Here is a 14,843-nt window from a genome sequence, read left to right on the forward strand (position 1 = left end):
TTGGCATCGAACTCGCTAAATCTCAAATGAAGACTATGTCTTTCGGCAACGGCTCTGGTGACGAAGACGAGGACCAAGGCCCCGGTGAGGCCAGCGGTAGTGGTGGATGCGATGAAGGGTGTGACGATATCCCATCCGTTGAAGTTTCCGGGAATATGGAAGGCGATATCGGTCCTGAAACACCGGCAGGCCCGGGTCCAACAGTTTCTCCACCTGGCGCCGGTCCAACCGAAAGTAAGGCTTGGGCCGCCTGTACATCCTCTGCCTATGTAGCTTGGTGGCTCGAAGACGCCGTTTGCAAAAGCATCAAAAATCCAGTTACACGTTCGCAGTGCAACGACTACAATATACGCGAATACACTATTTCGCTGGATCTTTGCAGAGAGATCCCATAGTTTAAGCAAACCCTGCCTCATTGTTTTTTTCGGCAGGGTTTCTTGGTTTAAAATTTAAAGGTGGTTTTATGTTCACAATTAAAGCAATTATAAAAGATGATGTAAATGTTCAGATAGATGGAAAAAATTTCACCAGTCGCCAAGAGATAGTAAATAAATTGAGTAATTTACTCAAAAATTATCCTGACGCAGCTCTGCATATTGAAGCAGATAGCAATGTATACTTCAGGGCAATAGGCAATATAATTTATGCCTCGCAACAAGTTGGAGTTCCGAAAAAAAATATATCGATTACTACGCCAGAAGGCAGTATTTTTAAATAAGCACTGCAGAAATAAAGATCCAGGAAAAGTTTTACCATTTCAACACAACCTCATCCATCAAAAATCCAAGCAGAGCAAAAGCACGCCCCAGCCCCCCCGCAAAGGCTCCCCGGGCCCAGCGGGCCTGAAAAATGGTTAGCGAATTGTCAGACCCAGGCGCGCCGGGCGAAAACAGTAAGCACCAAGGCGAGCCCGGGCAACGCAGCCATTGCCGATGTCCATGCTCACCACTCAGGCCCGCTATCAAGGCCCGCACTTCAGCTCATCAGCTTATCGGTACGGCAACGTACATCCTGATCCCGCCCTCTCCCCGTAAAATAGCCAGTTAAGCATCAATTACCGACATCCATCCCACCATCACGAAGGAGTTTTCGCCTATGGATCTCACCACGTTTCATTCTCTGATGGGCGGCCCGCTGCGCTCCGCCCTGACCGTGCTGGTTTCTGCGCTACTGGTCACTCTGGTCGCCATCGGCGTACACCGCGCCGGCATCAGCTTGCTGAAAAGGCTGGCCAATGGCCGCCCTTTTACTACCACTGTTACGCGCGTGGCGTTTCGTTCCAGCCAGCTGTGCGTGGTCATTTTCGGCTTGCGCATGGTGCTGGCCGGGGCGCCGGATGACACGCCGGGCCTGGTTGCCATGTCGCACCTGGCCAATGTGGCGCTGATCGTCGGCCTGACCTGGCTGGCCATGCAATGCATACAGTCGCTGAGCATCACTATTTCTGACATCAATCCGGTCGACATGGCTGACAATATCCGGGCGCGGCGGTTGATCACGCAAGCCCGCGTGCTCACGCGCAGCGCGCATGCGGTGGTGGTCATGCTGGGGATTTCCTTCGTGCTGCTGACCTTGCCTGGCGCGCGCCAGATCGGCGCCAGCCTGCTGGCCTCGGCCGGCGTGGCGGGCCTGGTGGCCGGTATCGCGGCGCGTCCCGTACTGGGCAATTTCATTGCGGGGCTGCAAATCGCTTTTTCGCAGCCTATTCGCATCGATGACGTGCTGATCGTCAATGGCGAATGGGGCAAGGTCGAGGAAATCAAGGGCACTTATGTGGTGGTGCGCGTGTGGGATGAGCGCCGCCTGATCGTGCCGCTACAATGGTTTATAGAAAATCCATTCGAGAACTGGACCCACAGTTCCACGATGCTGCACGGCACCGTGTTTCTGTGGCTGGACTTCAGCATCCCGCTCGAACCGCTGCGCGCGGAACTGAGGCGTATCTGCGAAGCCGCGCCCCAGTGGGATGGCCGCGCCTGCACGGTGGTCGCATTCGACGCCAATGAACGGGCCATGCGCGTGCGCTTCCTGGTCACCGCAGAGAATTCGGACGAGGTGTTTGCCTTGCGCTACCTGGTGCGCGAACAGATGCTGGCATTTATTACGGCCAACTATCCGCATGGCTTGCCGCGCGTGCGCGCCACGCATGATCCGATCAGCATGCAAGATATGCAGGCAGAAAACGACAAGGTTTCGTTCGAGAAAGCCTGAAGCCAGCTGAAAACCAGCGGCGCGCTGCCTATCTCGACGCGCCGCTAGAATGAATCGCCTGCATTCACCCGAGAAAGGCTGGTCCATGAGCATCACTGCCTGGTTCATCCTGATCGGCTGCCTGATGCTGGCGCGCGGTCTGGCCGCCACCAGCATCGCCCGCCTGCCATTCACCTCGGCCATGGCCTATCTGGGCGTAGGTTTGCTGCTGGGCCCGATGTTCCTGGGCCTGTTTTCCATTGATCTGATCAAGCAGGCGCCGCTGCTGGAAACCTTGACGGAAATCGCCGTCCTCATTTCCCTGTTTTCCGCTGGCGTCAAGATGCCGGTACCGTTCAGCCTGGCCCGCTGGCTGCCTTCGCTGCGCCTGGCCTGGCTGTCGATGGCACTCTCCGTTGCGCTGGTGGCCGCGTTCTCATACTGGGTGCTGGGTTTGCCGCTGGGCGCCGGCGTGCTGCTCGGTGCAATCCTGGCGCCCACCGACCCGGTGCTGGCCACCGATGTGCAAGTGCGCCGCGCCGGCGACAGCGACCATCTGCGCTTTACCCTCACCTGCGAAGCGGGTATGAACGATGGCACGGGTTTTCCTTTCGTGATGCTGGGCCTGGGCCTGCTGGGCCTGCATGAGCTGGGCGACCATGGAATCCGCTGGGTCTGGCACGACTTGCTGTGGGCCAGCGCGGCCGCGATAGCCCTGGGCATCGCCGGTGGCGCGCTGCTGGCCTGGCTGGGGTGGCAATTGCGCGGCAAGGCCCCGAAACATGAAGTGCTGGATGACCTGGCGGGCCTGGGCTTGATCGCGCTGGTGTATGGCCTGGCCGACGCCATGCAGGCCTGGGGTTTCCTGGCTGTCTTCTTTGCCGGCGTGGCCTTGCGCCAGACCGAGCTGGTGCTGGCCGGCGCGCCGAAGGACAGGCAAGGCTTGCTGCAGGCCGAGGAAGTGCACGCCAGTTCAGCCGCCAAGCCCGCAGAGCAGGAAGTGCCCCTGACCGTCAGCGGCGAGGCGCTGGTGTTCAAGGAACATCTGGAACGGCTGTCCGAACTGACCCTGGTGCTGCTGCTGGGCGGCGCCATCAGCGCGGCAGCCTGGAACTGGCGCTCATGGGCCATGGGGCTGTTCCTGTTGCTGGTGGCGCGTCCCTGCAGCGTCATGCTGGGTTTGCTAGCATCCGGCACCAGCCTGCGCCTGCGCGGGCTGGCCGCGTGGTTCGGCGTGCGCGGTATCGGTTCCGTGTATTACCTGTGCTACGCCATCCACCATGGCCTGCCGCCTGCGCTGGCGGGTGAACTGAGCAGCATCACCATCGTCGTCGTGATGTTGTCCATCATCATGCATGGTCTCAGTGTCAAACCGCTGCTTGACCGTTACTGGCACAATTGAAGCGGCATTTGCACCGGCCTTTTCTGAAATGTTGCTAATATAGTCAAATCGCCCTTGTGCAGAAGGGCGAACGCAATCATCGACAGTTACAGCAAGGAAAACAAACCATATGAAACGTAGAAGCGTGCTGGGACTGGGCGTCTCGCTGGCCCTGCTGCAGGCCGGCTGCGCCAGCAATACCGTCAATTCCGCCCATCTGGCCTGGGAAAAAGAATTCGACGCCTTCATGCTTGACGGCCTGGCGAAAACGGAAACACCGGGCATGAGCGTGGCAGTGGTGCGTGGCGACAATACCCTCTTCGCACGCGGCTATGGCTGGGCCGATATCGAGGCAGGCAAAAAAGTCGATGCCGACACGGTATTTCATATCGCCGACGCCAGCAAGATCGTTACCGCCACAGCCATCATGATGCTGCTGGAGCAAGGCGGATTCCAGCTCGACGACAAGGTGTCAGCCTATCTGGATTTCCCCATGATGCATCCGAAGTTTCCCGATGTAGCAATTACCTTCCGCCATTTGCTGACGCATACTTCCGGCATTTCCGACGTTGTATATGACAAGACCAGGGCGTTTGCCGTGCAGGGCGATCCACGCCTGCCCCTGCGCGATTTCCTGACCGGTTATCTGTCGCGTGGCGGCGCCTGGTACGACGCGGAGCTGTCATTTGCGGCCCGTCCCGGGACGGAATGGCGCTACAGCAATGTCGGCATCGCCTTGCTCGGTTACCTGGTGAGCCGGATCAAGCCCGATGGCTTCGATGCCTATACGCGCACCCGGCTGTTCGAGCCGCTGGAGATGGACCATACGGCCTGGAGTCTTGCCAGACTGCCACCCGGCACGGTGCTCGCCCAGCCGTATGCCGACAAGGATCCCGGCGTGCAATTGCTGCCACCCGTCGGTTATCCGGACTGGCCCGCAGGCTTGCTGCGCACTTCGGCGCATGACTTTGCGCGCTTCCTGGCCATCTTCAGCAATGGCGGCAAGGCCGATGGCGAGCGTTATCTGCAGGAAGCCACCGTGCAAGCGTTTCTGGCGCCGCAAGCGGCGTCCATGCCAGCGGCCATGCTGGCCACCGACCCATCGCTGCGCCAGGCACTGGTGTGGCAGTTGCGCGACCTCGATGGCGCGCCCGTGGCCGGCCACAGCGGCAACGCCCCCGGCGCCGCGTCCATCGTCTGTGTGGACCGGGCCAGCAAGACGGCCGTATTGGCCTTCGCCAACATCAGCGCTGACCGCGAATTTCGCAGTTTCCAGAAAGACGTGGTGAAGCGGCTGCTGGCCTATGGCACAGGCAGCGCCGCGGCGAAGGTTCAGGCTTAGCTTCAGGCGCCGAACCAGTCACCGAGTTTCTCCGTGGCGCGCTGTTTCACATCAGCTGTGATATAGCTAGCAACAGTGGCGACGGCGGCGGCCAGCACAGCCAGGTCGTCGGCGTAACCGATGACGGGGGTGATATCGGGAATGGCGTCGATGGGAGAGATGAAATAGCCGAGTGCGCCGTAGATGGCGGTCTTGGCCCATAGGGGCGTATTGGGTTGTTGCGCGGCGTAATACAGCCACAGCGCTTTTTCGATGACTTCGCGGCCGGCCGTCTTCGCGAACTTGACGACCTTGTCCCAGAAACTGTCATCGGTATATTTTTTTTCGTATTGCGGCTGTGCTCCCTGCGCCTGCTGCACATGGTCTTGTTCCAGATTATTTTTTCTGCGAAACATCGGTGACTCCGGTTGCCGTCCAAGGCCTGACAGGGCGCACAGTAGCACAAGATCGGCCTTGCGCACAGCACGCCAGCAAGGCCGGCACGTTAGGATGAAATATGGAAACAGCGATCTCGACCAGCACAATATCCACAACGCCGTCCGCGCCAGCGACTGCCCGCTGCGCCGGGCTGCGCTATGTGGACGACCAGCAGCCCGGCATCCATCGCCAGGGCGCGCCGGGCAAGTTTTATTATCTGGGCACCGATGGCGAGCGCCTGCACGATGAAAATATCCTGGCGCGTATCCAGGCGCTGGCCATACCGCCGGCCTGGACCGATGTATGGATATGCGCGCGCGCCAACGGGCATTTGCAGGCGACCGGCCACGATGCGCGGGGACGCAAGCAATACCTCTACCACACGCGCTGGCGCAAGCTGCGCGACGCCGCCAAGTATGAGCATATGCTCAGCTTTGGCCGCGCCCTGCCCGCCATCCGCCGCGCCGTCGATGCTGGCATGAAACTACCGGGCCTGCCCCGTGAAAAAATACTGGCCACCATCGTGCACTTGCTGGAATTGACGATGATGCGCATCGGTAACGAAGAATATGCGCGCACCAACAAATCCTTCGGCCTGACCACCTTGCGCACGCGCCACGTCAATGTGGACGGCAGTACCGTGCAATTTCACTTTCGCGGCAAGAGCGGCGTACACCACGATATCGAACTGAGCGACCGGCGCGTGGCGCGCATCATTGCCCGCAGTAATGAATTGCCGGGGCAGGAACTGTTTCAGTATCTCGATGAAGACGGCCAGCGCCACGCCATCGATTCAGGCGACGTCAACGACTATCTGCGCGAGATTACAGGCGAGGACTACACGGCCAAGGATTTCCGCACCTGGTCGGGCACCTTGCTGGCCGCGCTGGCGCTCGATGAATTCGAGAAAGTCGATTCCGAAGCGCAAGCCAAGAAAAATATCGTGCAAGCGATCGAATCGGTGGCCAAAAAACTGGGCAACACCCCCTCGATTTGCCGCAAATGCTATGTGCACCCGGCCATACTGGACGCCTATCTCGACGGCACCTTGCTGAAAGGCTTGCGCGCACGAGCAAAACAGCAACTGGAAGAAGACTTGCACGCGCTGTCGCCGGAAGAAGCCGCGGTCCTCGCTCTGTTGCAACGGCGGCTGCAGAAAGCGGCTTAGTTATTCGTGCGTGCCTGAATCGGGATCTTTCACCTGCAACACGCCTTCCACCGCTTCCAGGCGTTTCTGCAAAGCCAGCAGTTGCACCGGCGTCACCCTGCCAAACGTGATCACGATATCGTCGAGTTGCGGCGCGCTGTCTTTTTGGCGGATCACGAATTGCTGCACCCGCGTGGTGCCGGCGCCCAGCGCCTCATGCAGTTTATCGAGTGACAGCGCGTCGCGCTCAGCCGTGATCAGCAAGTCGCGCTTTTGCCGGCTGCCCATGAAATGCTGCTCCAGCGGCTTGATGCCCGCCAAAATAATCAGGATGATAATGGTGGCCGCTACGGCCGGCGTGTACAAGCCGCCGCCCACGGCAAGGCCGATGCCGGCCACCGACCAGACGCTGGCCGCCGTCGTCAAGCCGCGCACGATCTCGCCGCGCGCCAGGATCGCGCCGGCGCCCAGGAAACCGATGCCCGACACCACTTGCGCCGCCATCCGCGACGGGTCCAAGGTCACGCCATTACCCAGCACGTCGCTGAAACCGTAGGCCGAGACGATCATGATCAGGGTCGAGCCCACGCACACCAGCATATGCGTACGCAAGCCCGCCACCCAGGCCAGCCGTTCGCGTTCATAGCCGATCGCGCTGCCCAGCAAGGCAGAAAACACCAGCCGTCCCACCAATTCCCATTCCGTTGCCATCGTCACTCCTGATCTTTGCCCATGGGCCACGATTCAATTTACCACGCCTGAGGCTTGCTTTCCGTGCACACGACTTGTTTGCGCTGGCTCAATCGTGCAGCCGCGCCGCACTCCTATGCTGGTTGGTTCAAAAAAGAAGAATGGCCGGCGCCGCGCAGCAGCCGGCCTGATGCATGTATCCCGTCATATGCATCGCTATGCGCCATGAGTGCCATGTCCAGTCGCGCTCTCATCTGTACCTTAGTTTCACCATCACCTACACCAAGGAGTCTGCAATGAACCAACACTCGCATCAAAACAATAGTCAACGCATCGTCTTTCACGACAGCATCCTTCCCTTGCCCGAACTGCCGGGACTAGCGCCCAACGGCTTGAAACTCAATCACGCCGGCCCCGGCAAGGACGACGCCCCCATGCTGCTGAGCTTTTCGTTTGCCTTGCCGGACGACAAGCAGGCGGCGCTGGTCAAGGCTGTGGCCGAAGGACAGCGTATCCCGTATGCCGACCAGCTGAAGGATTTTGCCACCGACCGCGCCCAATGCCAGAAACTGACGCAATGGCTGGAGCAGCAAGGCTATACCATCGATCATGTGGCCAGCGACAACAGCACCGTCTTTGCCAAAGCCAGTGCCTCCGTGATCGAGCAGAGCCTGGGTGTCACCATGGTACATGTCACCAAGAACGGCGTGACTTATCTTGCTGCGCGCAATGCCCCCAGCCTGCCTGCGGATATTGCCGGACAGGTGCAGGCGATCGGCGGCCTGCAGCCCTTTCGTCATGCCCGCAAGCACTCCCGCCGCATGCCCTCCATGAACCGTACCGATGCAGGCTACAAGGTCAACATCAATGGCGTGCCTGCCCCCACCAGCAATATCGACTTCGCGCCGCCCTACCTGCCACATGAAATCCGGCAAGCCTACAACGCAGACGATGCGCGGCTCACAGGGCGCGGCCAGACCATCGCCATCCTGATCGATGCAGCGCCGAACGACGCCGACCTGAGCGCCTTCTGGCAGCGCAACAACATCGCCGCGCCCGGCTCGCGCGTGTCCATCATCAACGTCAACAATACCGATCTGCCGCCGCCCGAAGGCGAGGAAACCCTGGATGTGGAATGGGCTGGCGGTATCGCCCAGGAAGCGGCCATCCACGTCTACGCCACAGGCTCGCTGCAATTTACGGCGCTGGACCGGGGCCTGGACCGCATCCTGAACGACTTGGCCGACCAACCGGGCCTGCGCCAGTTGTCGATCAGCCTGGGACTCGGTGAGAGTTACATGCAGCCGGCTGAACTGCGCACGCAAAACCTGAAATACCTGCGCCTGGCCGCCGCCGGCGTCAACGTTTTTGTCTCCAGCGGCGACGCCGGATCGAATCCGGACAACACGGGCCACGCCTCAAATGGTCCGCTGCAGGCAGAATATCCTGCCTCGGACAACTACGTCATCGGCGTGGGCGGCACCACGCTCAAGCTGGCTGCCAGCGGCACGGTCAACGATGAAACAGGCTGGCCCGACAGTGGCGGTGGCAAAAGCGCGTATTTCGGAGCGCCCTCATGGCAAAGTGACCTGGGCGGCAAGGCCCGGCATCACCGCCTGGTGCCTGACGTGGCTCTGGCGGCCGACCCGAATACGGGCGCGCTGGTCATCCTGGGGGGGCGCGACATGCAATTTGGCGGTACCAGCTGGAGCGCCCCCGTCTGGGCCGCCTTCTGCGCCGGCATCAATGGCGCCCGGCTGGCGGCAGGCAAACAGGCGCTGACCTTCTTGCCGCCGCTGATGTATCCGCTGCAAAAAACGGCCTGCTTCCGCGACATCACCATTGGCAATAACGGCGCCTTCGACGCCGTCAAGGGCTACGATATGGTGACGGGCCTGGGCGTGCCAGATGTCGGTGAACTGCTGAGTGCGTTGAATTCATCAAGCAAGGCAAGCCAGTCCACGAACCAGTCCGCAAGCCATTCCACCAAGCCATAAACTAGCTAGCGCCGGCGATACCCCAGTGTCGGGGTATCGCCTAGCACACTATGTTTTATCTGAATCCTTACTTCTTGTAACAAACGGGACATATGGCAAGCAAAAAAAACGCACACATCGGTATTGCGCCGCGTAAATAATGCGTATGCTGGCGGTATCGGATCAGCTTGCACAGCACTCTCGACGAAAATAGGCCGGGAGCCATCGGCGTGCGCGTGCGGCGGGCCACAAGCAAGGCAGATTCTTTTCCCTATCCCCCAAAAAAGCGAGACAAGCACACATGCATAGCCAGGATCAGACAACAGGCTTCCCCACCACTGCCGGCCCAGCCGTCGCCACGGCGCGTCCGCTGACGCGCCAGGACTACAAGACACTGTCGCTGGCCGCCTTGGGCGGTGCACTGGAATTTTACGATTTCATCATCTTTGTCTTCTTTACCAATGTCATTGGCCAGTTATTCTTCCCGCCCTCCACGCCGGACTGGCTGCGCCTGCTGCAAACCTTCGGCATTTTTGCCGCCGGCTATATCGTGCGTCCGCTGGGCGGCATCGTGATGGCCCACTTTGGCGACTTGCTGGGCCGCAAACGCATGTTCACCATTTCCATCCTGCTGATGGCCGTGCCGACTTTGCTGATGGGCATGCTGCCGACCTACGCCAGCATCGGCATCGCCGCGCCCATCCTGCTGCTGTTGCTGCGCGTGCTGCAAGGCGCAGCGGTGGGTGGCGAAGTACCGGGCGCCTGGGTGTTTGTCGCCGAACACGTGCCTGCCCGCCGCATCGGCTATGCCTGCGGCACGCTGACGGCGGGCTTGACGGTAGGCATCATGCTCGGTTCGCTGGTCGCCACCGGTATCAATACTGCTTACACGCCAAGCGAAGTGGCCGACTGGGCCTGGCGTTTGCCATTCCTGCTGGGCGGCATCTTTGGCCTGGGCGCCATGTATCTGCGCCGCTGGCTGCATGAAACGCCGATCTTTGTCGAACTGCAACAACGCAAGGCCCTGGCCGCGGAAATGCCACTCAAAACCGTGCTGCGCGAACACAAGCACGCCGTCATCGTTTCCATGATGCTGACCTGGCTGCTGTCGGCCGCCATCGTGGTGGTGATCCTGATGACGCCGGCGCTGCTACAAAAACTGTATCACTTCGATGCGCGCACGGCACTGGAAGCCAACGTGGCAGCCACCATCGCGCTGGCCTTGGGCTGCATTGTGGCCGGTACCCTGGCGGACCGCTTCGGCACGCAGCGCTTGATGTTCATCGGCAGCCTGCTGCTGGCCATCTGCACCTATTTCTTTTACACCAGCCTGCAAACGCGCCCTGACTTGCTGCTGCCCCTGTATGCACTGATGGGCCTGGCCGTGGGCGTGGTGGGCGCCGTGCCCTGTGCACTGGTGCAAGCATTCCCTGCGCAAGTGCGCTTTTCCGGCCTGTCGTTTTCCTACAATCTGTCGTATGCCGTGTTCGGCGGCCTGACGCCACTCACCGTTACCTTGCTGCTCAAGCAAAGTCCGCTGGCGCCCGCCTGGTATGTGATCGCCATAGCCGTGCTGGGCATGGTCACAGCCTTGTTCATCAAAAAAGCCCCGCAATAGCTTTAACAATAATTTGATCGGCAGGGTGGGGTTCGCGCCCCGCCCTGCGTCTCCATGGAGTGTGTTGTATTCACTCTGATGGAGATTCCTGCATGTCCTTTCTTCCTGGCTGTTTTCCCACTGTCACTTTCACAATGATGCGCGGAGCGTCCGCGTGAAGGACAGTTTTCGCAAAAGCATGGCCTGGCTGCACACCTGGTGCGGCCTATTCTGTGGCTGGGTGCTATGCGCCATCTTCCTGACGGGTACGCTCAGCGTCTTCCGTGAACCGATTACGCGCTGGATGCAGGCCAAGCCATTGTTGCCACTGGTCGTGAGCAGCAATGCCATGGAACAAGCCAGCGCCTACCTGACCACGACAGCGCCGCGTGCCTCATCCTGGCAAGTCGACTTGCCACGCCGACCCGGCGATGCGATGCAGCTGGCCTGGAAGACAGACGATGGCTCCAGGCATAATGTGATCATGGATCCCGGCACCGGTAACGTGCTGGACCAGCCCTGGGGGCGGACCACCCAGGGCGGCCGGCATTTCATGGCGTTTCACTACATGCTGCATGGAGGCTTGCCCGGCTACTGGCTGGTGGGATTGCTGTCCATGGGCATGCTGGTGGCATTGGTCTCGGGCGTGGTCGTGCATAAACGCATCTTCAAAGACTTTTTTACTTTCCGTCCCGGCAAGGGCCAGCGCTCCTGGCTCGATGCACACAACGCCACCGCCGTGCTGTCGCTGCCCTTTTTGTTCATGATCGTCTACACGGGCTTGTCGGTATTCTATGTCAGCTACATGCCCTGGCCGATGGAAGCGGCCTATGGCGGCAAGGATGCCTACGAACAATATCAAGCGGAACTGGCGCTGAAGCCGCCGCCGTTGGAGCCAGCTATGCCCAGTGGACAAACTGCCGCCCTGCCCGACCTGGCAGCGCTACAGGTGCGCGCCACCAGCCTGATGCAGCGCCCGGCCTTGAGCATGACGGTGGATTTGCCCGGCGATACGCACCAGCGCGTGCGTTTCGATGCGCGCAGCACAGAAGGCGACGATTCCCGCGACTTGCTGAACCATGCCCGCAGCGTCACTTTCGATGGCGCCACCGGCACAGTCCTGCAACTGGGCGCGCAGCACGATGCTCCTTACGCTGGCAAGTTCAGCCACGAAGCGATGGAGCAGTTGCACCTGGCCCACTTTGGCGGCTGGACCGTGAAATGGCTGTACTTCGTGGGTGGCTTGATGGGCACAGCCATGATGGCTACGGGCACTATCTTGTTTTGCGTCAAGCGCCGCAAGAAAAGCGAGCTGGAATTCGGCGCCGCCACGGCCACCGTCTACCGCGTGATCGAAGCGTGCAACGTGGCTGCCCTGGCCGGCACGGCGCTGGCCGGCATCGTGTATTTTTATGCCAACCGCTTGTTGCCCGACACTTGGGATAGCCGGGCGCTGTGGGAAGTGCGCGCCTTTTTGCTGACTTGGCTGGCCAGCCTGCTGCATGCGCTGGTGCGCACGTTCCTGAGTTCCCCGCGACTAGCCTGGCTCGATCAATTGTGGACCACCGCCCTGCTCTGCCTGGCCTTGCCGCTCTTGAACTGGGCCACTACAGGCCAGCACCTGGGCTTATATTTGATCAACGGCGACGGCCAGAGCGCTGCCGTGGAATTCACGGCGATGGTGTTTGGTATTGTCTTTATCTGCATGGCCAGGCATGTAGGCAAAACCGTTCAAGCCGCGCCCGTCAGGAAGGCAAGTCGCCCAGTTCCAGCTCGCTGAACCCCGCCCTGCGCCGCGCTTCCAGGTTGAACGGGCCGCGCAAAGTGGGCGCTTCATAGCGGACCGCCAGTTCCGCATAGGTCGCGCGCAACTCCAGACCGCGCTGGTCGCACAGATAGCCATACCAGCGGTTGCCGATTTCCACATGGCCCACTTCATCGCGCAAGATGATGTCGAGAATCGCGGCCGCCGCCATATCGCCAGCCTGCGCCAGCTTGGCGCGCAGCGGAGGAATCGCATCCAGCCCCCGCGCCTCCAGCGTGCGCGGCACCAGCGCCATGCGCGCCAGCACATCGCCGCGCGTCTTGTCGACCATTTCCCACAAACTGTCATGGGCGGGATAATCGCCATAGCCATGGCCCAGCACCTGCAAGTGGGCCACCAGCATGGCAAAGTGCGTGGCCTCTTCCTTAGCCACCCGCAGCCAGTCCGTATAGTACTCAGCCGGCAAACCGGGAAACCGCCATAGCGCATCGAGCGCCAGATTCATGGCATTGAACTCGATATGCGCCAGCGCATGCACCAGCATCGCCCGCCCCTCCTGCGTCACCATCGACCGCCGCCCCACCAGCCGCGGCGGCACCAGCTCCGGCCGTTCAGGACGCCCAGGCACCGGCCCTTGCGGCTCTAGCGACGCCGTAGGATCAAGCCTGAGTTCCGCCTGCGCCATCGCCGCCGCCATCGCCACCTTGGTCGCCGGATCGGACTCCACCAGACAAGCCAGCGCATAGGCGCGCAGTTCTTGTGGGGTGGCAGAGGTCGAGGGGGATGGCGGGTGGTGCATGGGAATCCTTGGTGCGCGATTTTTCAATGAGGGGCGCAGTGTAGCAAATACTAGGGTATTAGCTCAAAATGCACCCAGCGTATATCGTCACAAGATCTGCAAAGTGCAGTTTTTTTCTGGACTCCAGATGTTGATGAGAACGACCTACGCAGTGACCTGCTTATCTCTTTGTACCTCTTTGTTTAAAACATCGATCAGCTTACTAAGGCGTGATACAACAATCGTACCGTGTCGTTGAACTTGCTTTTGAATGTGGGGGGCCATGAAGCGATCAGCACGAAATACCTGTACGTATGGTGCGTATATGGCGTGAATCGCATCTACCGGTTGACTGTCGCTTGGCTCCTCCAATCTAGCTGCAGTGACATTTACCCAAGCCGACGAATATAAGGATCTAATCATTGATGACATACCTGGACAATATTCTTGCATTTCCGCCGGAGTATAATTTCTCAAACTAATATCCTCAGAGTTCGCTACATGTTGAATAAGATGAACCAGTTGACTATTCTGTAGTTTGCCCCAAAGACGTAAGACCTCTCCACCTTTGCCTGTGGGGTTGCCGTCTGTATTATTCGCGCTTAATGCCGACGCATGTCTGATAGACAGATCCACTAGATCTCGAAGATGAGCCCCTAGCTCTTGACCTGGTTTGCGGACCAAATCCGATATGGGACCAGCCATAGAGTAATTGGTTGCAAACCATTTCATCATCCAGCGCGGATCTCGCAGACTATCCTTAAGCGCCTTACCGAATTCTTCATCAGTTGCACGCCCAAAGCTAAATTTAACCATCAGTTCGGCATGCTCCGGCTTCATGGGGTATTGCTTTAAAAATTCACTCGCTAACCATTCCTGACTTTGGTTCTCAAGATATTTTTTGAGCTCCCCACGAGGCTCACCGTTCTTAAACATTTTTCGCATTGTCGCTCGATTTTGCTGGCGAGACATTCCCTTTGCCACTAAATCACTCTCGGCTTGCTGAAGCATATAATTCCAGGGAGATTCCGGTAAGGCTTGTGTGCCAATTTCAGGAAACCAGTAGCCATGTGGGTCAAGCATGCTTTTCGGGGCGCCAGATCCATTGGCGAGTGCCGTTGTTTCCGCAGTGGCGAGTCGATCAAATGAAACCAGTGCATTGAAGCCGCAGAGGTCACTCAGAAGTTCCGCTTTCAGCTCGGCCAATCGCGATGCTTCCGGTGATGTAGGCACCGCTTCACAAATGACGGTAGAGGAATAGACAAACTTAACGGTGCCTTCGCGTGCAAAATTAAGAAGTGCTTCCCGTATCTGTAATTTTTCATTTGTGAGTACCTTAGGATCTGTCAATGTCGAATAATCCTGTGAATCCAAATAGCAAGTAATCATTACTGTCCATCCCTAGATAGCGCTAATCTGTGTAAGTGTATGCTCTAATGCTCCTATATAATGGGTGATACTCCTGTATTACTCAATTGCAACTCAGTATAAAGTAAGACTTTCTTGAAGGCTCTCCACCCCAAACGCAAATCCCCCCTGATCGTCATGACAGCCATCCTG

General features: G+C 59.1%; 12 protein-coding genes. 8 read left to right on the plus strand and 4 right to left on the minus strand.

The genetic code is table 11. From position 1 onward, the window contains the following. Nucleotides 1–463 precede the first annotated feature (463 nt). The 4 genes from HDE75_RS00785 (at nt 464) to HDE75_RS00800 (ending at nt 4,913) form a co-directional block, all read left to right on the plus strand. Complete coding sequence (locus tag HDE75_RS00785) at nt 464–718, plus strand: biopolymer transporter ExbD (protein ID WP_183679079.1); 255 nt, start codon at nt 464–466, stop codon at nt 716–718. A 377-nt stretch (nt 719–1,095) separates the two neighbouring features. Beyond that, the gene (locus HDE75_RS00790) at nt 1,096–2,211 is read left to right on the plus strand and encodes a mechanosensitive ion channel family protein (protein WP_183679081.1); all 1,116 of its coding nucleotides are present in this window, start codon (nt 1,096–1,098) and stop codon (nt 2,209–2,211) included. Nucleotides 2,212–2,296: 85 nt separating this feature from the next. Next, the gene (locus tag HDE75_RS00795; RefSeq protein WP_183679083.1) at nt 2,297–3,592 is read left to right on the plus strand and encodes a cation:proton antiporter; all 1,296 of its coding nucleotides are present in this window, start codon (nt 2,297–2,299) and stop codon (nt 3,590–3,592) included. Between the two features lie 109 nt (nt 3,593–3,701). Beyond that, nucleotides 3,702–4,913, plus strand: coding sequence for a serine hydrolase domain-containing protein (locus HDE75_RS00800; RefSeq protein ID WP_183679087.1), 1,212 nt, complete (start codon nt 3,702–3,704; stop codon nt 4,911–4,913). 2 nt (nt 4,914–4,915) lie between these two features. Here HDE75_RS00800 and HDE75_RS00805 read toward each other — a convergent pair whose 3' ends face one another. Then, nucleotides 4,916–5,308 (minus strand): YkvA family protein, encoded by a 393-nt coding sequence (locus HDE75_RS00805; RefSeq protein ID WP_183679089.1) that lies wholly within the window; start codon nt 5,306–5,308, stop codon nt 4,916–4,918. Between the two features lie 101 nt (nt 5,309–5,409). Between HDE75_RS00805 and HDE75_RS00810 the strand changes: the two genes are divergently transcribed. Continuing rightward, nucleotides 5,410–6,498: a DNA topoisomerase IB gene (locus HDE75_RS00810; RefSeq protein WP_183679091.1), complete on the plus strand. Its 1,089-nt coding sequence runs from the start codon at nt 5,410–5,412 to the stop codon at nt 6,496–6,498. On the opposite strand, the gene HDE75_RS00815 is transcribed toward HDE75_RS00810, so the two are convergent. After that, nucleotides 6,499–7,188, minus strand: a complete 690-nt coding sequence (locus HDE75_RS00815; protein ID WP_183679093.1) for an MgtC/SapB family protein — start codon at nt 7,186–7,188, stop codon at nt 6,499–6,501. Between the two features lie 275 nt (nt 7,189–7,463). Here HDE75_RS00815 and HDE75_RS00820 point away from each other — a divergent pair, with 275 nt between their 5' ends. The 3 genes from HDE75_RS00820 to HDE75_RS00830 all read left to right on the plus strand — a co-directional run bounded on the left by HDE75_RS00820 (nt 7,464) and on the right by HDE75_RS00830 (nt 12,520). After that, nucleotides 7,464–9,164, plus strand: a complete 1,701-nt coding sequence (locus tag HDE75_RS00820; RefSeq protein WP_183679095.1) for a S53 family peptidase — start codon at nt 7,464–7,466, stop codon at nt 9,162–9,164. 280 nt (nt 9,165–9,444) lie between these two features. Next, nucleotides 9,445–10,761, plus strand: coding sequence for an MFS transporter (locus HDE75_RS00825; protein WP_183679097.1), 1,317 nt, complete (start codon nt 9,445–9,447; stop codon nt 10,759–10,761). A 154-nt stretch (nt 10,762–10,915) separates the two neighbouring features. After that, the gene (locus HDE75_RS00830) at nt 10,916–12,520 is read left to right on the plus strand and encodes a PepSY-associated TM helix domain-containing protein (RefSeq protein WP_311735139.1); all 1,605 of its coding nucleotides are present in this window, start codon (nt 10,916–10,918) and stop codon (nt 12,518–12,520) included. Here the strand turns inward: HDE75_RS00830 and HDE75_RS00835 are convergent. Together HDE75_RS00835 and HDE75_RS00840 are read right to left on the minus strand one after the other, a co-directional pair. After that, a complete protein-coding gene (locus HDE75_RS00835; RefSeq protein WP_183679099.1) occupies nt 12,486–13,304 on the minus strand; it encodes a ferritin-like domain-containing protein in 819 nt (272 codons plus the stop codon). The two genes, HDE75_RS00830 and HDE75_RS00835, sit on opposite strands and share 35 nt — an antisense overlap. A gap of 144 nt (nt 13,305–13,448) precedes the next feature. Further along, a complete protein-coding gene (locus tag HDE75_RS00840; RefSeq protein WP_183679101.1) occupies nt 13,449–14,672 on the minus strand; it encodes a hypothetical protein in 1,224 nt (407 codons plus the stop codon). Between the last annotated feature and the right edge of the window lie 171 nt (nt 14,673–14,843).

The sequence above is a fragment of the Janthinobacterium silvisoli genome (assembly GCF_014200725.1).
Taxonomy (GTDB): domain Bacteria; phylum Pseudomonadota; class Gammaproteobacteria; order Burkholderiales; family Burkholderiaceae_D; genus Janthinobacterium.